General features: G+C 59.8%; 17 protein-coding genes. 11 read left to right on the top strand and 6 right to left on the bottom strand.

Annotated features, from left to right (window positions below; translation table 11 throughout):
- The first annotated feature begins 124 nt into the window (after nt 1-124).
- The 5 genes from serA to CEW89_RS13510 all read left to right on the top strand — a co-directional run bounded on the left by serA (nt 125) and on the right by CEW89_RS13510 (nt 6,978).
- Entirely contained in the window at nt 125-1,717 is a 1,593-nt protein-coding gene (serA, locus tag CEW89_RS13530) for a phosphoglycerate dehydrogenase (protein WP_066707274.1), read from the top strand.
- A 143-nt stretch (nt 1,718-1,860) separates the two neighbouring features.
- On the top strand, nt 1,861-2,991 hold the full coding sequence (locus CEW89_RS13525; RefSeq protein WP_096806244.1) for an S-(hydroxymethyl)glutathione dehydrogenase/class III alcohol dehydrogenase: 1,131 nt from the start codon (nt 1,861-1,863) through the stop codon (nt 2,989-2,991).
- 12 nt (nt 2,992-3,003) lie between these two features.
- Nucleotides 3,004-3,843 (top strand): S-formylglutathione hydrolase, encoded by an 840-nt coding sequence (gene fghA / locus CEW89_RS13520; RefSeq protein ID WP_096806243.1) that lies wholly within the window; start codon nt 3,004-3,006, stop codon nt 3,841-3,843.
- Between the two features lie 60 nt (nt 3,844-3,903).
- On the top strand, nt 3,904-4,647 hold the full coding sequence (locus tag CEW89_RS13515; RefSeq protein WP_096806242.1) for a metallophosphoesterase family protein: 744 nt from the start codon (nt 3,904-3,906) through the stop codon (nt 4,645-4,647).
- Nucleotides 4,648-4,815: 168 nt separating this feature from the next.
- The gene (locus tag CEW89_RS13510) at nt 4,816-6,978 is read left to right on the top strand and encodes an ATP-binding protein (protein ID WP_096806241.1); all 2,163 of its coding nucleotides are present in this window, start codon (nt 4,816-4,818) and stop codon (nt 6,976-6,978) included.
- A gap of 10 nt (nt 6,979-6,988) precedes the next feature.
- On the opposite strand, the gene recQ is transcribed toward CEW89_RS13510, so the two are convergent.
- Both recQ and CEW89_RS13500 read right to left on the bottom strand, forming a co-directional pair.
- Complete coding sequence (recQ, locus tag CEW89_RS13505; protein WP_096806240.1) at nt 6,989-9,040, bottom strand: DNA helicase RecQ; 2,052 nt, start codon at nt 9,038-9,040, stop codon at nt 6,989-6,991.
- A gap of 73 nt (nt 9,041-9,113) precedes the next feature.
- Nucleotides 9,114-9,401 (bottom strand): YggT family protein, encoded by a 288-nt coding sequence (locus CEW89_RS13500; protein ID WP_096806239.1) that lies wholly within the window; start codon nt 9,399-9,401, stop codon nt 9,114-9,116.
- Nucleotides 9,402-9,556: 155 nt separating this feature from the next.
- Between CEW89_RS13500 and CEW89_RS13495 the strand changes: the two genes are divergently transcribed.
- From CEW89_RS13495 to arfB, 6 genes are all read left to right on the top strand, one after another.
- Nucleotides 9,557-10,090 (top strand): acyl-CoA thioesterase, encoded by a 534-nt coding sequence (locus CEW89_RS13495; protein WP_096806238.1) that lies wholly within the window; start codon nt 9,557-9,559, stop codon nt 10,088-10,090.
- A gap of 89 nt (nt 10,091-10,179) precedes the next feature.
- On the top strand, nt 10,180-11,562 hold the full coding sequence (locus tag CEW89_RS13490; protein ID WP_066703168.1) for an MFS transporter: 1,383 nt from the start codon (nt 10,180-10,182) through the stop codon (nt 11,560-11,562).
- Nucleotides 11,552-12,460, top strand: a complete 909-nt coding sequence (mepA, locus tag CEW89_RS13485; RefSeq protein ID WP_096806237.1) for a penicillin-insensitive murein endopeptidase — start codon at nt 11,552-11,554, stop codon at nt 12,458-12,460. The genes CEW89_RS13490 and mepA overlap by 11 nt, the downstream gene beginning before the upstream one ends.
- Nucleotides 12,433-13,314 (top strand): esterase-like activity of phytase family protein, encoded by an 882-nt coding sequence (locus CEW89_RS13480; protein WP_096806236.1) that lies wholly within the window; start codon nt 12,433-12,435, stop codon nt 13,312-13,314. The genes mepA and CEW89_RS13480 overlap by 28 nt, the downstream gene beginning before the upstream one ends.
- Nucleotides 13,315-13,407: 93 nt before the next feature.
- The gene (locus tag CEW89_RS13475) at nt 13,408-14,049 is read left to right on the top strand and encodes a queuosine precursor transporter (protein ID WP_096806235.1); all 642 of its coding nucleotides are present in this window, start codon (nt 13,408-13,410) and stop codon (nt 14,047-14,049) included.
- Nucleotides 14,050-14,409: 360 nt separating this feature from the next.
- Nucleotides 14,410-14,826 carry an alternative ribosome rescue aminoacyl-tRNA hydrolase ArfB gene (arfB, locus tag CEW89_RS13470; protein WP_096806234.1) on the top strand — a complete coding sequence of 139 codons (417 nt, stop codon included), beginning with the start codon at nt 14,410-14,412 and terminating at the stop codon, nt 14,824-14,826.
- Here arfB and CEW89_RS13465 read toward each other — a convergent pair.
- The 4 genes from CEW89_RS13465 to pncA all read right to left on the bottom strand — a co-directional run bounded on the left by CEW89_RS13465 (nt 14,823) and on the right by pncA (nt 19,715).
- Nucleotides 14,823-16,283: a hypothetical protein gene (locus CEW89_RS13465; protein WP_096806233.1), complete on the bottom strand. Its 1,461-nt coding sequence runs from the start codon at nt 16,281-16,283 to the stop codon at nt 14,823-14,825. The genes arfB and CEW89_RS13465 overlap by 4 nt on opposite strands.
- A 188-nt stretch (nt 16,284-16,471) precedes the next feature.
- Entirely contained in the window at nt 16,472-17,764 is a 1,293-nt protein-coding gene (gene pncB / locus CEW89_RS13460; RefSeq protein ID WP_096806232.1) for a nicotinate phosphoribosyltransferase, read from the bottom strand.
- 87 nt (nt 17,765-17,851) lie between these two features.
- Complete coding sequence (locus tag CEW89_RS13455) at nt 17,852-19,111, bottom strand: SulP family inorganic anion transporter (protein ID WP_096806231.1); 1,260 nt, start codon at nt 19,109-19,111, stop codon at nt 17,852-17,854.
- 4 nt (nt 19,112-19,115) lie between these two features.
- The gene (pncA, locus tag CEW89_RS13450) at nt 19,116-19,715 is read right to left on the bottom strand and encodes a bifunctional nicotinamidase/pyrazinamidase (RefSeq protein WP_096806230.1); all 600 of its coding nucleotides are present in this window, start codon (nt 19,713-19,715) and stop codon (nt 19,116-19,118) included.
- Nucleotides 19,716-19,738 lie beyond the last annotated feature (23 nt).

The raw sequence follows: 19,738 nt of genomic DNA, 5'->3' as shown, positions 1-19,738 counted from the left end.
GATTTTTGAGGGTCGGCAAAGCGTCGGACTTTTGTCGGACTTTTGTCGGACCCCATTCAGGACCAAAGCGCCGGGCGACACCGCCCGGCTCCCAATCCCAACATATTCCCGAGGAGTGCCCGACATGGCCCCCAAAGTTCTCGTCTCCGACAAGCTGTCGGAAACCGCCGTCCAGATTTTCCGTGACCGCGGCATCGACGTCGATTTCCTGCCCGATCTTGGCAAAGACAAAGACAAGCTTGCCGAAGTGATCGGCAAATACGACGGTCTCGCGATCCGCTCCGCGACCAAAGTCACCCCGTCGCTGCTTGAGCATGCCACCAACCTCAAAGTGGTTGGCCGCGCAGGCATCGGCACCGACAACGTCGACAAGGAAGCCGCGTCGAAAAAAGGTGTGATCGTGATGAACACGCCGTTCGGCAACATGATCACCACGGCCGAGCACGCCATCGCGTTGATGTTCGCGGTCGCCCGCCAGATCCCCGCTGCCGACGCCTCCACGCAGGCCGGAAAATGGGAGAAATCCAAATTCATGGGTGTCGAGCTGACCGCCAAGACGCTGGGTGTCATCGGCGCCGGCAACATCGGGGGCATCGTCTGCAACCGTGCGCTCGGCCTGAAGATGAAAGTGGTCGCTTACGATCCGTTCCTCTCCGAAGAGCGCGCCGCCGAAATGGGTGTCGAGAAGGTCGAGCTCGACGAGCTGCTGAAACGCGCCGATTTCATCACGCTGCACGTGCCGCTGACCGACAGCACCCGCAACATCCTCTCGAAAGAGAATCTCGAGAAAACCAAGAAAGGCGTGCGCATCATCAACTGTGCCCGCGGCGGTCTTGTGGATGAGGTTGCCCTCGCCGAGCTGATCAAATCCGGTCATGTCGCTGGCGCCGCCTTCGACGTGTTCTCCGAAGAGCCTGCGACCGACAACCCGCTCTTCGGTCTTCCGAACGTGGTCTGCACCCCGCACCTCGGCGCCTCCACCACGGAAGCGCAGGAAAACGTGGCGCTTCAGGTGGCCGAACAGATGTCCAACTACCTGATGGACGGCGCCGTCGAAAACGCGCTGAACATGCCGTCGATGACCGCCGAAGAAGCCAAGGTCATGGGTCCCTGGGTGAAACTGGCCGAAAGCCTCGGCACGTTCATCGGTCAGGTCACCGAGGAAGCCATCGAGACGATCAACATCACCTATGATGGCGTCGCCTCCGAGATGAACCTCAAAGCGCTCGAAGCCGCCGTGATCGCAGGCATCATGCAGGCGGTGAACCCGGACGTGAACATGGTCTCCGCGCCGCTGATCGCGAAAGAGCGTGGCATTCAGATTTCGAAAACCACTCAGGATGCCTCCGGCGCCTTCGAAGGCTACATCAAGCTCGACATCCAGACCGTCGAGAAATACCGCACCATCGCGGGCACGGTGTTCTCGGACGGCAAGCCGCGCTTCATCCAGATCAAAGGCATCACCATCGACTCCGAGGTGGGCGAGCACATGCTCTACACCACCAACAAGGACGTGCCGGGCATCATCGGGAAACTCGGGACCCTTCTGGCACAGCACGAGGAAAACATCGCGAACTTCACGCTGGGCCGTGCCAAGGCGGGTGGCGATGCGATCGCCATGACCTTCCTCGACACGCCGATCAAACCGGAAACGGTCAAGGCGCTGAAAGACTCCGGGCTGTTCCAACGGGTGATCCCGCTGCACTTCAAAGCCTGACCGCACAGGCGGTCTTTGCAAATAATCGGACCGGGCCGCTGGACAAACCAGCGGCCCTTCGTATTTCTAAGGGCGAATCCGGCGCAGATGCGCCGTTCTGGAAGTTGCAGGCAGGGGCACTGCCGGAGAAAGAGGACGCGTTTATGAGAACGAAAGCCGCGGTTGCGCTTGAGGCCGGGAAACCGCTCGAGATAATGGAAGTGAACCTCGAAGGCCCGAAGAAGGGCGAGGTTCTGATCGAGATCAAGGCCACGGGTCTGTGTCACACCGACGAGTTCACCCGGTCGGGCGCCGATCCGGAGGGCATCTTCCCCTGCATCCTCGGCCACGAGGGCGCGGGCGTCGTGCTGGAGGTTGGCGAAGGCGTTACCACGCTGAAACCGGGCGATCACGTCATTCCGCTTTACACGCCCGAGTGCCGCGAATGCCCGTCCTGCCTCTCCGGCAAGACCAACCTCTGCACCGCGATCCGCAACACCCAGGGCCAGGGCCTGATGCCCGATGGCACCACGCGGTTTTCCATGCTCGATGGCACGCCGATCTACCACTACATGGGCTGCTCGACCTTCGCGAACCACACCGTCATGCCGGAGATTGCATTGGCCAAAGTGCGTGACGACGCGCCCTTCGACAAGATCTGCTACATCGGCTGCGGCGTGACCACCGGCATCGGTGCGGTGATCAACACCGCGGGCGTCGAGATCGGCGCGACCGCCGCTGTGTTCGGTCTGGGCGGCATCGGTCTCAACGTCATTCAGGGCCTGCGCATGGCCGGGGCCGATATGATCATCGGTGTCGACCTGAACGATGACAAAGAGGGGATGGCCCGCAAATTCGGCCTGACCCATTTCATCAACCCGACGAAAATCGAAGGCACCGTGGTCGAGGAAATCGTCAACCTGACCAAACGTGGCGCGGATCAGATCGGCGGCGTGGACTATTCCTTCGATGCGACCGGCAACGTCAAGGTGATGCGCGACGCGCTGGAATGTTCGCACCGGGGCTGGGGCGTGTCCGTGGTGATCGGCGTGGCGCCGTCCGGGGCGGAGATTTCCACGCGTCCGTTCCAGTTGGTCACGGGCCGCGTCTGGAAAGGCACGGCGTTCGGCGGCGCGAAAGGCCGCACCGATGTGCCGAAATTCGTCGACTGGTACATGGACGGCAAGATCGAGATCGACCCGATGATCACGCACAAGCTGAAGCTTGAAGAGATCAACCACGGCTTCGATCTGATGCATGAGGGCAAGTCGATCCGCGCTGTCGTCGAGTTTTAAAAGGAAACACCGATGGAACTCAAATCCAGCAATCGCAGCCACGATGGCACGCAAGGCGTTTACACCCACAGCTCGACGGCCACAGGTACCGAGATGGAATTTTCCGTCTTCGTGCCCGATCATGAGGACGGTGAAAAACTCCCCGTCGTTTTCTACCTCTCGGGGCTGACCTGCACACAGGCCAATGTCACGGAAAAAGGCGAGTTCCGCGCGGCATGTGCGGAGCTTGGCCTGATCTTCGTTGCCCCGGACACCTCGCCCCGTGGCGAAGGCGTGCCGGACGACGCGGATGGCGCCTATGATTTCGGTCTGGGCGCGGGGTTCTATGTTAACGCCACCGAAAAGCCGTTTGCGAAGACCTACCGGATGCGGGAGTATATCGAAACGGAACTGCCCGCCCTCATCGGCGCGGAATTTCCCGCCGATATGACCCGCGTCGGCATCATGGGGCATTCCATGGGCGGACATGGCGCGCTGACCATCGCATTGCGCAATCCGTCGGCCTACAAATCCGTGTCAGCCTTTGCACCCATCGTCAGCCCGCTGAATTGCCCTTGGGGCGAAAAGGCGCTGACCGGCTATATCGGCGCGGACAAGGCGACGTGGCGGGAGTACGACGCCTGTGCTTTGATCGAGGACGGGGCGCGCGTACCGGAGATCCTTGTGGATCAAGGGACGGCGGACAATTTTCTCGAAGGTCAGCTCAAGCCGGAGCTTTTGACACAGATTTGTGAAAAGACCGGACAGCCCCTAACACTCCGCATGCAAGAGGGCTATGACCATAGCTATTACTTCATCTCCACCTTCATGCGCGACCATCTGGAGTGGCATGCGATCCGCATGAAGTCCTGACACGTGGCGCGTCGGATCAGAGCCGCTCATCCGACGCGCGACATACTTAGGGAGGCTCCCTTGCGCATTTACGCCATCGGCGACATTCACGGTCAACTCGACATGCTCAAAGCCGCGCATGCGCGGATCGAGGCGGACAAGGCGCGGGTGGGCGATACCGACGCGCGTGTCATCCATCTTGGCGACTATGTGGATCGCGGGCCGGACAGCGCGGGCGTCATTCAATACCTGATGGACGGGATCGCGGCGGGCAAGCCCTGGCGCACCATTCGTGGCAATCACGACCGGATGTTCACCCGGTTCGTGCGCCACGGCATCGCCCATGACGATCATATCAAATCCGGCAAAAGCTGGCTCCACCCGGCTCTGGGCGGTCCCGACACGCTGGCCTCCTACGGGGTCGAGGCGGTGGACGGCGAATTCGAACTCGCCCATATGCGCGCCGCCAAGGCCGTGCCCGAAGCGCATCTCGAGTTCATCGAGAAGGCGCCTCTGACCTATGCCTGGGGCAATTACCTGTTCGCCCACGCCGGCATCCGTCCCCGTGTTCCTGTCGAGCATCAGACCGAAGACGATCTGATCTGGATCCGCGAAGGCTGGCTCGATTACCACGGCTTCCTGCCCTACACGGTGGTGCATGGGCACACGGCCCTCGATATGCCGACCCATTTCGGCCACCGCATCGACATCGACAGCGGCGCGGGCTACGGACGTCCGATGACCGCGATGGTGATCGAGAACGGTGTCGAAGAGGTGGTGACCGAAACCGGGCGCGCCCCGCTTTTCCACGCCGAACCGGCCTGAGATCTGCACCACGGCACCACTTCGGCATTGGAATGGGGGACGCCACGGCAAACCTGCCGAATTTTCCGTCAATTTTCGCGATCCGGTTAAGACTCTTTTCACCCTGTTCGGACCATTCTGGTCGAAAGTTTGAACCAGAAGGTTCGGTGAGGGTATGAAGAGGTCCCCATGTCGCTGTCGGAAACGCTGTCTCAGGAACGTCGCGCGCGCTTGGCTGCGGAACGTCTGCTGGAATTGAAACAGGCGGAGCTGTTCGAAGCCAATCGCAAGCTGTCGCAACACGCCCGGTACCTCTCCGATGAGATCATCGTCAAACGCGAAGAGACGGAGGTGCTTCGCGACGAGAACCTGCGCACCCGCGAGGATTTGGAAAAGGCGAATGTCGCCGTGCATATCGCAGAGAGGCGGCTTTGGGATTCGATCGAGACGATTCAGGACGGATTTGCCGTGTTCGATCCTTCCGAGATCATGATCGCCGCCAACCCGGCCTATCTGCAAATTTTCGACGGGCTGGAGGACGTCAAACCCGGCATCACCTATCCGGAAATTGTGCGCCTCGCGGTCGAGGAGGGGGTGATCGACATCGGCGATCTGACGCGGGAAGCGTATATTGATCAGGCTGTGGCGCGCTGGCGGGCACCGGTGCGGGAACCGCAAACCGTGCGGCTCTGGAACAACCAGTTCGTGAAGCTGGTGGACCGACGCTCCTCCGACGGGGACATGGTGTCGCTTGGGCTGAACATCACCTCGACGATCCGCTACGAGGAACGGTTGAAACGGGCGCGGAGCAAGGCGGAATCCGCCAACCGGGCCAAATCCGCCTTCCTTGCCAATATGAGCCACGAAATTCGCACGCCGATGAACGGCATGGTGGGCATGGCAGATCTCTTGTCGGAAACCGATCTGACAGAGGAGCAGATCCTCTATGTCGATACGATCAAATCCTCGGGCGAAGCCCTTTTGAGCCTGATCAACGATGTGCTGGATTACTCCAAGATCGAGGCCTCGAAACTCTCCCTGCACCCGGAAGCGTTTGATCTCGAACGCTGCATCCAGGACGTGATGGTGCTTTTGCAACCGTCGGCGACCCAGAAAGGCGTCGAGTTGATCATTGACTACGACATGTTCATGCCGACGAATTTCATCGGAGATCCGGGACGGATGCGGCAGGTTCTGACCAATCTGATCGGCAATGCGGTGAAATTCACCCACAAGGGGCATGTGATCGTCCGCGTCGTCGGTCTTCCGGAGGAAAGCGGCATGCGCCAGCGCGTGCACGTTTCGGTCGAGGACAGCGGCATCGGCATCGCACCCGATATGATCGAGCACATCTTCGGCGAGTTCAATCAGGTCGAGGATGCACGCAATCGCAAATTCGAGGGTACGGGGCTTGGGCTCGCGATCACGCGACAGCTCGTGCAACTCATGGGCGGCGAAATCTGGGTCGACAGCGAAGAGGGCATCGGCTCCTGTTTCGGCTTCCACATCACCATGGATGTGGTCGAGGAAAACAAGGCGCTCGCCCTGCCCTCCTGGATGCACCGCGCCGCCCTTTTGGATCACATCAACGCCAATTCGCTCATTCTCGAAAAGCAACTGACCGCGCTCGGATTTGAGGTCACGCCCTTCGACAGCGCCGAAGCGCTTCTGGCCGCGCCGCTCGACGCGCATGTCTATCTGATCGACAACAAACTTCCGGGCATGGATGCCGCCGGGCTGATCCGGGACCTGCGCCTGCGTGGCGTGACCGCGCCGGTGCTTTTGATGACCTCCGGGCCGATCTCGGCCGGAAGCTTTGACATCGAAGACGCCAAGACACTTCAGAAACCACTGCTGCGGGCCGATCTCTGGCGGGCGCTGGCCGATCTCGTGCCTGTGGAGCCGATGATCAGCCCTGAGCCGGGGCGGCGGATGCGGGTCTTGGCGGCGGAGGACAACAAGACCAACCAGCTTGTGTTCGGCAAGATGCTCAAGGCGCTGGACATCGAGCTGCGCTTTGCCGGGAACGGGCGCGAGGCGGTGGAACTCTATCAGGGGTTCCAGCCCGATCTCGTGTTCATGGACATTTCCATGCCCGAGGTCGACGGCAAGGAGGCCACTCGGCAGATCCGCACGCTGGAACTCGACACCGGCACGCATATCCCGATCGTCGCGCTGACCGCGCATGCCATGGCCGGGGACGAGCAGGACATTCTTGCTGCCGGGCTCGATCATTACATGACGAAACCGCTGCGCAAGGCGGCGATCATCGACCGCATCCTTCAGGAACTGCCGGAAGGGTATCGCCCGATCCTGCCGGAAGAACCGGCGGAGGTCATGGCCGGGAAGTGAACCCGGCCCGTCAGGCGGCCTGAATCGCCTCGATCATCGCAGGGCCAAAGCGCTCGGCGGATTTGTCGCCGACGATCCGGGCGAAACTCGCCATGTCACCGGGTCGCATTTTCACGATCCTGGTGATTTGCGCAGCGGTGAGACTCATCGGTTTCAGCGTGCCGCAATCGCCCCGCACCAGATCGTGATGGATCACCTGCAACCGGTCGAAGAGATCGCCGCCGCCCGAGCTTGCCAGCTTGCGCCGGGCGGGATGCATCTCCGGCACCGGCGCGCCGAGAATGACGGACAGAAACAGATCGCCATAGCGTTCGAGTTTTTTCGCCCCGACCCCGCCGATCCGTCCCATCTCGTCGAGCGTCTGCGGACGTTTTTCCGCCATCTCGATCAGGGTCCGGTCGGCAAAGACCACATAGGCGGGCACGCGGGCCTCTTCGGCCAGCGCGCGGCGTTTCGCCTTGAGCGCGGAGAGAAGCGGCGCGTCTTCTTCGGAGACCAAGGCCTTGGCGACCGGGCCTTTGCGCGCCTTGGCAAGCGTGTCCTTGCGCAGCGTGATGGTCGCGTCGCCCTTGAGGATCGGCATCGCCGGTTCAGTCATATAGAGCGCACCATGGCGTTCCGGGTCGGGGCGCAGAAGGTCAGCGCCCATCATCTGCCGGAAAATCGCGTTCCACTGGCGCTTGTCATACTCCTTGCCAATGCCGAACACCGAAAGCTGGTCGTGGTTCCACTGCCGCACCTTGTCGGTCAGGTTGCCGGTCAGAACGTCAATGAGATGCCCTGCGCCAAAGCCCTGATCGCAGCGCAGAACGGCAGAAAGCGCTTTGCGCACCGCCGTGGTGCCATCGAAAATCTCCGGCGGGCTGTCGCAGAGATCGCAATTGCCACAGGGCGCGGCCTCTTCGCCGAAGAATTTCAGAAGCGTCTGACGGCGGCAAACCTGCGCCTCCGCCAACCCCAACAACGCGTTGAGACGGGCATGATCGGCGGCACGGCGCTCGGGCGGCGCGAGACTTTCGTCGATCTGGGTGCGGCGAAAGCGGATGTCGTCGGGGCCGAAGAGCGTGAGCGTTTCGGCGGGCGCGCCGTCGCGACCGGCACGACCGATTTCCTGATAATAGCCCTCGACGGATTTCGGCAGATCGGCATGGGCCACCCAGCGGATGTCCGGTTTGTCGATCCCCATGCCGAAAGCGATGGTGGCGACGACGATCAGCTCGTCTTCCTGTTGAAAGCGGCGTTCGACCTCGCGCCGACGATCTGGCTCCATCCCGCCGTGATAGGCGAGGGCCAGGTGCCCGGCGTCAGAGAGCGCCTTGGCAAGGCTTTCGGTCTTGGCCCGCGTGCCGCAATAGACGATGCCGGACTGGCCTTTGCGAGCAGAGGCGAAATCGAGGATCTGGCGACGGGGGCTGTCTTTGACGGCAAAGGCAAGATGGATGTTCGGACGGTCGAAACCCCGCAGGAAACTTTCGGGTTGGCTGCCATCGAACAGGCGGGTGACGATCTCCGCCTGAGTTTCCTCGTCGGCGGTGGCCGTGAAGGCCGCGAGCGGCACGCCCAGCGCGCGTTTGAGATCGCCGATGCGGAGATAATCGGGGCGGAAATCATGACCCCATTGCGAGACGCAGTGGGCCTCATCCACCGCAATCAGCGACACATTCGCGCGGCGCAGCATCGGCAATGTGCCACCGGAGGCCAAGCGTTCGGGCGCCATGTAGAGGAGTTTCAGCTCACCTTGGGAGAGCGCATTGAAGACCGCGTCGTTTTCCTCTTCGGTATTGCCGGAGGTCAGCGCACCGGCGGCGACACCGGCGGCCTGAAGCCCCTGCACCTGATCGCGCATGAGGGCGATCAGCGGCGAGATGACAACGGTCAGACCGTCGCGCACCAGAGCGGGGAGTTGGAAACAAAGCGATTTGCCGCCGCCTGTGGGCATGATGGCCAAGACATCACGCCCGGCGACCACGGCCTCCACGATCTCCGCCTGACCGGGGCGGAAATCGTCAAATCCGAAAACGGAGGATAAAAGCCCCTGTAAACGCCCCTGTGCCGTGTCCATGTCGCCTGCTCTTTATGATTGGCGACAGAATCGCACGCGGGGGCGCGAGGCTCAAGGGGCTTTCCGGGACGTCTTAGTAGAACATGCCAGCGTTGTTGTAGATGATCCGCTCGATCGCATAGATCGCGATGAAGGCCACCAGAGGCGCGAGGTCCAAACCGCTCACCGGCGGCAGGATTTTGCGGATTGGGCGATAGACCGGCTCGAGAAGGCGGGAGAGGCCTTCCCAGATCTGATAGACCAAGGGTTGGCGCACGTTGAGCACCTGAAAATTGATCAGCCAGCTCATGATGATCTGAACGATCATGACGAATTTCACGATGCCGAGGATCATCAGCAGGATTTGCATCAAAGACAGCATATGTTCAGGTTCCCAAATTGCTTGGATTGTTTGCTCGCTTTCTCACCTAAGGTCTCTGTCCCGGTCGCACAAGAGCGCCCGTCGCCGCCCTGTGTCGTAACCTGTGCCGCAACGTCCGACTTGACCTTTGCGCCCGCAGCAAGAAAGTGGCGCGCATGTATCCTTTCGTCCGCATGTTCTATCAGGCGTGGAAATATAAAAACGCGCCCAAACTCGGCCTCTTCGAGCCACATCGCTCCCGGCATATCTGCATGCCCTGGGACATTGATCTGTGGCTGGAACTGAATAACGGCAGAACCTTAACAATCTTTGACCTTGGCCGAGTGCCGATGTCGATCCGCAACGGCACGGCGAAGGCCGCGAAAGAGGGTGGGTTCGGTATGGCGGTCGCGGGGGCCTCCGTGCGCTATCGCCGCCGGGTGACGACGTTCCAGACCGTCGACATGGTGACGACACCGATCGGGTTCGACGACAAGTTCCTCTATATCGAACAGTCGATGTGGGACCGGAAAGGCGAATGCTGCAATCACGTCCTGATCCGTGGCGCGGTGCTCAAAAACCGCCGGATGGTGCCGCCCAGAGAGATTTTGGAACGGCTGGAACCGGGGGTCGAAAGTCCGGAGCTTCCGGACTGGGTGAAAAACTGGATTGCGGCGGATGACACACGGCCCTGGCCGCCCACACGATAAACGCATCTTAAAGGCGTGACGCTTTAAGCGTTGCGTGCGCAGCACTTTGCCTGTTCTATCGCCGCAACTGAGGCGAGAGGGACAGGCACATGGCGGAACCGAGCCATCGCAAGCGCATCTGGGGCTGGATGATGTACGACTGGGCGACGCAGCCCTTTCACACTCTGATCCTCACCTTCATTTTCGGGCCTTATTTTGCCGAACAGGTGATCGCCCATCTGACGGCGGGCGGCATGGATGCCGCGCATGCCAAGGCGGAGGCGCAGTCGATCTGGGGCTACGGGCTGACCGCTGCGGGGCTGATGATTGCCCTGTCCGCGCCGGTTTTGGGCGCCATCGCCGATGAGAGCAAACGGCGGATGCCCTGGATCTGGCTGTTTTCCGCGCTTTACGTGATCGGATCGGCGGGGCTCTGGATCGCCTCACCGGAGGATTTCCCCACCGTTCTGGTGCTGATTTTCTTCGCTTTGGGCCTGATCGGGGTCGAATTCACCACGATTTTCACCAATGCGCTTCTGCCCGCTCTGGGCAGCCGAGAGGAGATTGGCAAGATCTCCGGCAATGGCTGGGCCTGGGGCTATGTCGGCGGGATCGTCGCGCTTGTGATCATGCTCCTGCTCTTTGCGGAGAATGCCGCGGGCGTCACACTGTTGGGCACGGCACCCCTGTTCGGCCTCGATCCCGCGACGCGCGAAGGCACGCGGTTTGTCGGACCTTTCGTGGCGCTGTGGTTCGTGATCTCGATGGTGCCGTTCTTTCTCTGGGTGCGGGAGCCGAAAAGTACGGTGCCTTCACAACCGGGGGCGATCGGTCGCAGCATCGAGGAGTTGATGAAAACCCTGCGCAGCCTGCCGAAGCGGCGTTCGCTTTTCGCCTTTCTCGGCGCTTCGATGTTCTATCGCGATGCGCTGAACGGGGTGTTCACCTTCGGCGGCATTTATGCGCTTGGCGCGCTGGAATGGAGCGTCGTGCAGATCGGCGTCTTCGGCATTCTGGCCGCGTTCACCGGGGCGATCTTTACCTATTTCGGCGGCATTGCAGACCAGAGGGTCGGACCGAAACCGGTGATCCTCTTTTCCATCGCCGTGCTGGTGAGCGTCTGTCTCGTGATCCTGACCATCACCCGTGAAAGTGTGCTGTTCATGCCGGTCGAAGCGGGGAGTAAACTGCCGGATGTGGCGTTCTACATCTGCGGCGCGGTGCTTGGCGCCGTGGCTGGCGTCATCCAGTCGGCGTCCCGCACGATGATGGTACGACAGGCCGACCCGGAGCGCATGACCGAGGCTTTCGGCCTCTTCGCACTTTCGGGGAAGGCAACCACCTTCCTCGCACCGGCACTGATCGCCGTGGTGTCGGATGTCACGAATTCTCAACGCCTCGGCATCACTCCGCTCATCGCCCTTTTCATTCTGGGGCTGGTGCTGTTAGCTTGGGTGCATCCGGAAGGTACAAAGGTCCCTGATGATGCGTAAATGGTTGAGCCTGGCTCTGGTTGCGACTTTGGCTGCCTGTGTGGGCGGTGAAAAGGACAGCGTGCCGACGCCGAAAGTCTCGGTCTCCTCGTCGGATCACCGTCCGGCCAAGGACCTGTTCGGCCCCATCGCCCTGCCCTCGCAACACGTGCCCGAATCCTTCGGCAGCTATTCGCAGGGCTGTCTGGCCGGGGCGTCGCAGCTTCCTGAAACCGGACCGACATGGCAGGCCATGCGCCTGTCGCGCAATCGCAACTGGGGTCAGCCGGTTCTCGTCGATTTTCTTGAAGACCTGTCGCGCAAAGCCGCCGCACAGCCCGGCTGGAACGGCATCTATATCGGTGACATGAGCCAGCCGCGCGGCGGGCCGATGTCGTCGGGCCATGCGAGCCACCAGATCGGGCTCGATGCCGATATCTGGATGTTGCCGGCGACACGGCTCGATCTGACGCGCGCCGAACGCGAAAGCCTGTCGTCGATCTCGATGCAGCGCGCCTCCGGTGCCTATACCAATGCGAGCTGGACACGGGCGCATCACGAGATTCTCAAGGCCGCCGCCTCCGACCCGCGCGTGTCGCGGATTTTCGTCTTCCCCGGCGCGAAAGTGCAGATGTGCAAGGACGAAAAAGGCGACAAAAGCTGGCTTCGGAAAATTCGTCCGTGGTGGGGACACCACTATCATTTCCATGTGCGGCTGAACTGTCCCAAGGGCGATAAATACTGCGTGGATCAGGCAGCCCCTCCGCCAGGTGACGGGTGTGACGATGCGCAGGAATGGGTGAACAACATCCTCAACCCGCCGCCGCCCGATCCCAATGCCAAGCCCGCGAAACCGAAACCTCCGATCACACTCGCAACGCTGCCCGCACAATGTTCCGCCGTCTTGTCCTCGCGCTGATCGCGAGTGCTCTGCCCCATCTTTCGCAGGCGGCTGAGCTGAAATATCTCGGGTCTTATACATGGACCGCCGCGGACGCGCGTGTCGGTGGTCTGTCCGGCCTCGATCTGTCCGGGGACGGGCTGTCGTTCTGGGCCCTGTCGGACCGGGCAATGCTGTTTCACGGCGATCTGAAACGCGATGAAAAAGGCGTCGTCAAAGGCGTTTATGTCCGCACCGCGCAAGGATTTTTGACCTCGGAAGGCAAACCTCTGCCGCGCTACGATGACGACAGCGAAGGGATTGCGGTTTCGGATACGGGCAAGGTGTTTCTGTCGTTCGAAGGCCATCACCGGGTGGCACAGATGGATCCGGAAACCGGATGGCTGACCGATCTGCCCCGTCACCCGGATTTCAAAGGCATGCAGACGAACTCGTCGCTCGAAGGGCTGGCCGTGGCTCGCGACGGAACGCTCTATACGCTTCCCGAGCGCTCCGGCGAGATGACCCGGCCTTTTCCGCTCTACCGCTATCGGCCCGGTTCGGGATGGGATCAGCCCTGGTCGGTCCCGCGCGACGGCACCACGGATTTCCTGCCGGTGGGGCTCGATATCGGGCCGGACGGGCGGCTTTATCTTTTGGAACGCTGGTTCACCGGACTGGGTTTTGCCACTCGGGTACGGCGGTTCGATCTTGGCCCGGATGGGCCGGAGAATGAACAGGTTTTGCTGCGCACCCTGACCGGTACCCATGACAATCTCGAAGGCATCGCCGTCTGGGGCACGCCCGAGGATGTACGGGTGACCATGGTCTCCGACGATAATTTCAAGTTCTTTCAACGCACGGAATTCGTCGATTACCGGGTCGCGGAATAACACTTGATTTGTTTCCGGGCCGGGGTTAGACCCCCGCACCGCCCCAAAATGGGGCCGAGTTGCCGTCACCTTCGATAAAAAACGGGTCACATCATGAATCGTATCCTTCCTGGCGTTCTCGCCATGGCCGCCATTGTCGTGGCCTCTAATATCCTCGTGCAGTTCCTCATCGCGGATGGGCTTCTGACATGGGGGGCCTTCACCTATCCCTTCGCCTTTCTCGTCACCGACGTGATGAACCGTGTCTATGGCGTCGCCTCCGCGCGCAAGGTCATCCTTGTGGGGTTCGTCACCGGGATCGTCTGTAGCCTCATCGGCACGCAGATCACGCTGCAAGGCGATGGCTATACCTATCAGGCCGTGGCGCTGCGTGTCGCCGTGGGGTCCGCCATTGCCTTTCTCGTCGCCCAGCTCACGGATGTGTTCGTGTTCGACCGGCTGCGGCAGGGGTCTTGGTGGAAAGCGCCGTTTGCCTCCTCGATCATCGGGTCCGCGCTCGACACTGCGATCTTCTTTGGCATCGCGTTTTCGCAGAACATCCACATCTTTGGCGAGGCCGCCGATATGGAAGTGTCCTGGGCCTGGGACTCTGTGCCGTTCCTTCTGGTCGGCACGCCCGTGCCGCTCTGGATTTCGCTCGCGGTGGCCGATTGGTGTGTCAAACTTGCCCTCGCTTTGATCGCTCTCGTGCCTTTTCGCCTCATTGTTGGGCGTCTTACCGCACGTATGGTATAAATTAACTTGCTATATACCAAATCTGTGCCACCATCATCTTATCGGCAATTCATCGAAAGGAGGTGGTCCAGTGTCTAGAGTGATGTTGGAGAGCGAGGTCAAGACAGTCGGGGGGGCCGCCACCTAGAGGAAAAATCTAGTGTGAAACACCCCTGATTGGGTCTTCCTAACTGGCCCATCTCCTGAGATCTCGGAGGGCTGCTCTATCTGGCAGCCCTTTTCCGTGTCTGCCCTTTCGCCTCCGGTTTTGCCCTTTTCGGCCCTGTCGGATATACGTCGGCTTTGCGTCGGACTTCCGTATGTCATCTTTTTTCGTCAGGTATTCCCCTGATCTGCCCCAGCACGTCCCGGATCATCGCCATGCCCCTCACCGTCACCGACCAGATCGAGATCGCCGATTGGGAAATCACCGAGCAATTCGTCCGCTCCTCCGGTCCCGGCGGGCAGAACGTCAACAAGGTGTCTACGGCGGTCGAATTGCGGTTCGAGGCGGAGCGGTCTCCAAACCTTCCTGCGCCGGTGAAGACCCGGCTGCGACGACTGGCGGGGCGGCGCTGGACCAAGGACGGGGCGATTGTCATTCAGGTCGAAGAGACCCGGTCGCAGGCGCGAAACCGCGAGATCGCGCGGGAGCGTCTGGCGGAACTGGTGCGCAAGGCTTTGGTGGTGCCGAAACGACGGGTGAAGACGAAGCCGACGAAGGGGTCGGTCGAGCGGCGGATCAAGGCGAAGAAGGAACGGGGGGAGGTTAAGAAGTTGCGCGGGAAGGTGGGTTAGCTTTTCATTCTTGCTATACCGAGGTTGTTTTCTATTTGTGATTTTTGGTTCTTCAGTCCGTTATAGTCGCTTGGTGTCTTCATCAAAGTAATGCTATCGAGGCCGACAAGCTCTGGTTTTGGTTCAAACCTAATATGCTTGTTATCCGATTTCTTTATAAATCCAATTTCTTCCAGAACCGACCCCATTTCTTTTGAAAACTTTTTCGGATCTTTTGTAGCTTTTTCTAGAGCACGCTTAAGTTGACCCAGTGCAGCTGAGGGCTCAACTTGATCGATCAACTTTTCTCCAACTTTTTTGGATCGTTCATCCAAGCCGTATGTATCTGAAAAATTTAGAGATATTTCAATAAAATATCGAATACGATCAATAAGCTCACCATCATAGATTTCAACAATCTGCTCAGGCAACTGTCCAGCAATCGAACTTAGAGAGACTTCGGAATTCCGAGGTGCTTTTAAAGCTTCTTGAGTAACAGCTCGTTCAAATTCAAGTTCAGAAATTCTTTCTTTTAAGTTCTTAACTTCTTGATGATGTAGCGCCTCGTTTTCTTGCACGCTAAGGCGAGCTTTATCACGCTTAATCTGGTGACGTAGTGCTTGTTCCTGCAATTCTGTCCAATCCCAACCCTTTGCTGGGGATCTTGAGCGAATTGAAATTACGTACTCTGCAATCCATGAAAATAGCTCGAATCTATCTCTGATTGCACCACCAATATAGAACTTTCGCCGAAAGCTCGTATTCGGAGAATACACAGCAACAGTGCCTCCATATACGTTTGTTCCATTAGCTCGCTCGCGTAACGAATTGCTAAAACTCTTGCTAGGCTCAACCAACACATGTGCAATGCCCCCCAAATCAAATGCCAATTTTTTAATTTGTTGAAAGGAAAGGGCCTTATCACGGTCTGATGTAAAAGAAATGTATATGATCGGAAGATTGAGGCTAGCAGCCCCATTCAAAACCTCCAAAGCGATATCAAGGTAGTAATCAGTTTCTTCTAAGAAATGCGGCTCATCAATAATATCAAAATATCCATCATCTGTAGCCTTCTTCTCTTGAATGATCGATTTGATAATGAACGGCTTTTTAGGCCTTTCGAGTGGAGCGTCGAGATGGGCCGCTATGCATTGCGTTCTTGTGCGCAAAATGCTGTCACCCCCTAATCCTTCCGATTTACTTATGACAAGCTCTGTCCGCCATATTCTTCCATCCGCATCAGGGTTGTCATATCTGAAGCCCAGTGCTTCAGGTCCATCGCCTCCCGGCAACTCAATCAACCTAAGTTCTTCACCGTTTTTCGCCTTAAGATATGCATTTTCTTTTTCCAATTCGTGCTGCACAGGACCTTCAAAAAGTTTAGAATACGAAGTCCCTTTTAACCAACCGACAACGAGTCCTACAAATTCCGCGCGAGAAAAATCTTTTACGAAAAATTCTGTGGCAAACGGGTACATGAACACCTCTATCCCTAAATTAAATCGTTATATTAAAGCATAACAGCTTATGGTTGAGCTGCATATGCTAATTGATTCTAGAAAATTATCTCTATCTTGCTCAAATGGCAGTTCGCGGCATTCAACGTAGCGACGACTTTGCCGACTGCTACACTACAACAGCCTCAGATAAAAAGCAGGCCGTCGTCTCAAACCACAACCTCCATCGCCTCCTGCGCCCCCACCCCAAACACCCGTTTATACCGCGCGACCTCGTCCGCCGGGCCCATCGCCTTGTTCGGGTTATCGGACAGTTTCACCGTCGGCTTGCCATTCGCCGACACCGCCTTGCACACCAGTGAGAACGGTGCGAGCGCGTCGTCGGGGGTCAGGCCTCGGAAATCGTTGGTCAAGAGAGTGCCCCAGCCGAAGGAGGTCTTGACCCGGCCGCTGAACTGTTGGTGCAGTTCGATGATCTTGTCGGTGTCCAGACCGTCGGAGAAGATGACGAGTTTTCTGGTCGGGTCTTCGCCGCGGGATTTCCACCACGCGATGGCCTGTTCCGCGCCGGACGCCGGATCGCCAGAGTCGATGCGGATGCCGGTCCAGCCCGCGAGCCAGTCGGGGGCGCGGTCGAGGAAACCTTTGGTGCCGTAAGTGTCGGGCAGGATGATGCGCAGGTTGCCTTCGTGCTCGTCCTGCCAGTCGCGCAGCACGTCATAGGGGGCTTCGGCCAGAGCCTTGTCGTCACGGGCCAGCGCCGAATAGACCATGGGCAGTTCGTGGGCGTTGGTGCCGACGGCTTCGAGATCGCGCATCATCGCGATGTGGCAATTCGAGGTGCCGGTGAACTTGTCGCCCAAGCCCTCGACCATGGCCTGCACGCACCAGTCCTGCCAGAGGTAGGAATGACGGCGGCGGGTGCCGAAATCGGCGATCTTGAGGCCGTCGAGCGGTTGCAGGCGTTTGACCTTTTCCCAAAGCTTGGTCATGGCGCGGGCGTAGAGCACCTGAAGCTCGAATTTCTTCATCGGGCCGAGGACGGCGCGGGAACGGAGTTCCATGAGGATCGACAGCGCGGGGATTTCCCAGAGCATGACCTCGGGCCAGGAGCCTTCGAAGGTCAATTCGTATTGGCCGTCATGCTTTTCGAGCTGATAGGCGGGCAAGCGCAGGTTCTCGAACCACTCCATGAAATCGGAGCGGAACATCTGGCGTTTGCCGTAGAAGGTGTTGCCGCGCATCCAGGTGCTCTCGCCGCGTTTGAGCGACAGGGAACGGACGTGGTCGAGTTGTTCGCGCAGCTCGCCCTCGTCGATCATCTCGGCGAGGCGGATGTCCTTGGAACGGTTGATCAGGGAGAAGGTGACGGTGGTGTCCGGTTTGTTGCGGAACACCGACTGGCACATCAGGAGCTTGTAGAAATCCGTGTCAATCAGGGAGCGGACGATCGGGTCGATCTTCCATTTGTGATTGTAGACACGGGTGGCGATGTCGACCATGTGAAAAGGCCCCTCTTCCTGTAACCGCCCTGTTAAAGCAGGGCGGGCAAGGGTTTGGCAAGGTTGATGTTAACGCTCACGTTTGGCTCATTTGTCCCGCGGCGTCCAATCCGGGTCCTCGACGCCCCGCCGCGACAGGCGCAGGGCAAGGCCGAGCGCGATGCCGGTGCCGATGGCGACGGTGAGATCGGTGAGCACGGTCAGCACGAGGGTGATGAGCAGAAGCGCGACATCGGAACGCCGCCCGCGCAGGTAAGCACCCCAGCGATGCGGTTCGGACATGTTCCAGGCAGTCAGAAGCAGAAGACCGGAGAGCGCCGGAAGCGCGAGATAACCGGCCAAAGGCGCGGCCAGCATCATGATCGCAAGGAGCACCAGCGCGTGGACGATGCCCGCGACCGGGGTCTTGCCGCCCGCGCGCACGTTGGTGGCGGTGCGGGCGATGGCACCGGTGGCGGGCAGGCCTCCGAAGAGTGAGGAGCCGATATTGGCCCAGCCCTGCGCCATCAGCTCGGCGTTGGAGCGGTGTTTGCCGCCGATCATCCGGTCGGCGACCATGGCCGAGAGCAGGGATTCGACCCCGGCGAGGAAGGCGATGATCAGGGCGGAGGGCAACAGTTCACGCAGGGTCGCAAGGTTCAGATCCGGCAGATGCGGCGCGGGCAGGCTTTGCGGCAACTCGCCGAACCGGGAACGAATGGTCTCGACCGGCAGATCGAACAGCGCCACGGCGGCGGAGGTCAGGGCGACGGCAACGATGAGCCCCGGCAAGCGCGGAAAGGCACGACGCAGCAACATGATGAGCACCATCGTCGCAAGCCCGATGCCGAGGGCTGAGGGGTTCAACGCCGGAGCGGCCTTGATCAGGGCCGGGATTTTTTCGAGGAAATCGGCGGGAAACGGTCCGGCAAGCCCGAAGAAATCGGGGAGCTGGCTCGTGCCGATGATCACACCGATGCCGATGGTGAAACCGTTGATCACCGCCTCGGGGACATGGCGCACCAGTTGGCCCGCCCGGAACAGCCCGGCAATGATCAGAACGATGCCCGCGAGGAAGGTCGCGGCAACGAGGCCGGAATAGCCATGTGTGGTAATCACCCCGGCGACGACGACGATGAAGGCACCGGTGGGGCCGCCGATCTGGACCCGGCTGCCGCCCAGCGCGGAGATCAGGAAGCCCGCGACGATGGCGGTGACAAAGCCCGCGGCAGGGGCGGCGCCCGAGGCGATGGCGATGGCGATGGACAGCGGCAGGGCGACCAGCGCCACAGTGATCCCGGCGAAGACATCAGAGCCGAACTCGGCCCGGGTGTAGGTTTTCAGCGTGGTGAAAAGCTTCGGTGTCATGGCCCTACAGGACCTCCACCCCGGCGGCCTTCATGCCGTCGATTGCCGCCGCAAGAGAGCCATTCATGTCGATGGCACGACACAAATCGGTGCGCACCGTGACGGTAAATCCGAGTTTGGCAGCGTCGACGGCGGAGAAATTCACACAGAAATCGGTGGCCAACCCGACCAGAGTCAGCGTGTCGATGCCACGCGTGCGCAGATAGCCTTCGAGACCGGTGGGCGTTTTGTGATCATTCTCGAAAAACGCGGAATAGCTGTCGATCGCGGGATTGAACCCCTTGCGGATGATCAGATCGCCGGTGGTCACGAGATCCTTGTGGAAGGCTGCCCCGTCGGTCCCTTGAATGCAATGATCCGGCCAGAGCACCTGCGTGCCATAGGGCATTTCCATGGTGGAATAGGGCGCGGCATTGTAAGTGCTTGCAAAGGAACTGTGCCCCCCGGGATGCCAGTCCTGCGTCAGGATCACGGCGGGAAATTCGGCCATGAGCGCGTTGACCCCCGGCACGATTTCGTCGCCGCCAGCGACGGCGAGCGCGCCGCCCGGGCAGAAATCGTTTTGAATGTCGATGACGATCAGGGCTTCATTGGGTGCGCGCATGGGAGGTCTCCTTCGCGCCAAGT

The organism is Celeribacter ethanolicus, from assembly GCF_002407265.1.
Classification (GTDB): Bacteria; Pseudomonadota; Alphaproteobacteria; order Rhodobacterales; family Rhodobacteraceae; genus Celeribacter; species Celeribacter ethanolicus.
This window is presented reverse-complemented; position numbering and strand designations above follow the sequence as displayed.

What these genes read in the sequence shown, in the direction of transcription:
- serA (WP_066707274.1), top strand. Translation starts at nt 125, where the DNA reads ATGGCCCCCAAAGTTCTCGTCTCCGACAAGCTGTCGGAAACCGCCGTC.
- CEW89_RS13525 (WP_096806244.1), top strand. Translation starts at nt 1,861, where the DNA reads ATGAGAACGAAAGCCGCGGTTGCGCTTGAGGCCGGGAAACCGCTCGAG.
- fghA (WP_096806243.1), top strand. Translation starts at nt 3,004, where the DNA reads ATGGAACTCAAATCCAGCAATCGCAGCCACGATGGCACGCAAGGCGTT.
- CEW89_RS13510 (WP_096806241.1), top strand. Translation starts at nt 4,816, where the DNA reads ATGTCGCTGTCGGAAACGCTGTCTCAGGAACGTCGCGCGCGCTTGGCT.
- recQ (WP_096806240.1), bottom strand. Translation starts at nt 9,040, where the DNA reads ATGGACACGGCACAGGGGCGTTTACAGGGGCTTTTATCCTCCGTTTTC.
- CEW89_RS13500 (WP_096806239.1), bottom strand. Translation starts at nt 9,401, where the DNA reads ATGCTGTCTTTGATGCAAATCCTGCTGATGATCCTCGGCATCGTGAAA.
- CEW89_RS13495 (WP_096806238.1), top strand. Translation starts at nt 9,557, where the DNA reads ATGTATCCTTTCGTCCGCATGTTCTATCAGGCGTGGAAATATAAAAAC.
- CEW89_RS13490 (WP_066703168.1), top strand. Translation starts at nt 10,180, where the DNA reads ATGGCGGAACCGAGCCATCGCAAGCGCATCTGGGGCTGGATGATGTAC.
- mepA (WP_096806237.1), top strand. Translation starts at nt 11,552, where the DNA reads ATGATGCGTAAATGGTTGAGCCTGGCTCTGGTTGCGACTTTGGCTGCC.
- CEW89_RS13480 (WP_096806236.1), top strand. Translation starts at nt 12,433, where the DNA reads ATGTTCCGCCGTCTTGTCCTCGCGCTGATCGCGAGTGCTCTGCCCCAT.
- CEW89_RS13475 (WP_096806235.1), top strand. Translation starts at nt 13,408, where the DNA reads ATGAATCGTATCCTTCCTGGCGTTCTCGCCATGGCCGCCATTGTCGTG.
- arfB (WP_096806234.1), top strand. Translation starts at nt 14,410, where the DNA reads ATGCCCCTCACCGTCACCGACCAGATCGAGATCGCCGATTGGGAAATC.
- CEW89_RS13465 (WP_096806233.1), bottom strand. Translation starts at nt 16,283, where the DNA reads ATGTACCCGTTTGCCACAGAATTTTTCGTAAAAGATTTTTCTCGCGCG.
- pncB (WP_096806232.1), bottom strand. Translation starts at nt 17,764, where the DNA reads ATGGTCGACATCGCCACCCGTGTCTACAATCACAAATGGAAGATCGAC.
- CEW89_RS13455 (WP_096806231.1), bottom strand. Translation starts at nt 19,111, where the DNA reads ATGACACCGAAGCTTTTCACCACGCTGAAAACCTACACCCGGGCCGAG.
- pncA (WP_096806230.1), bottom strand. Translation starts at nt 19,715, where the DNA reads ATGCGCGCACCCAATGAAGCCCTGATCGTCATCGACATTCAAAACGAT.